The sequence below is a fragment of the Oleiphilus sp. HI0123 genome, assembly GCF_001635315.1.
Genome location: NZ_LWGE01000106.1, coordinates 1 through 251, shown reverse-complemented (window position 1 = coordinate 251; position 251 = coordinate 1). Strand labels below are relative to the sequence as shown.

Here is a 251-nt window from a genome sequence, read left to right as displayed (position 1 = left end):
ACCTGGGCCAGCGGGTACGGCGCGTTGCCGCCGCTCGCCGTGCCGGAGCCATACTTGCCCTGGATGATCCAGCAAATTCCGCAGCCGTAGACCGTGATGTCGTGGAAGCGGTTCCACGTCACGTTCGACCCGAGATTGCTGTCCGTGATGTTGGTTGCGACTTCGCCGCCGAGGCTGAGGATCGTCGCGCCGCTGGTGCTCGACAGGAACCCTTCGATCAGTAGCCTGCCGACCTCGGAATGGTTCATCGT

At 63.3% G+C, this 251-nt stretch carries 1 protein-coding gene; it reads right to left on the bottom strand.

Going from position 1 to position 251, the window contains the following annotated elements; genetic code table 11:
- Positions 1 to 251: hypothetical protein (locus tag A3761_RS26540; protein WP_197472697.1), on the bottom strand; the 251-nt coding region annotated here is incomplete at both ends.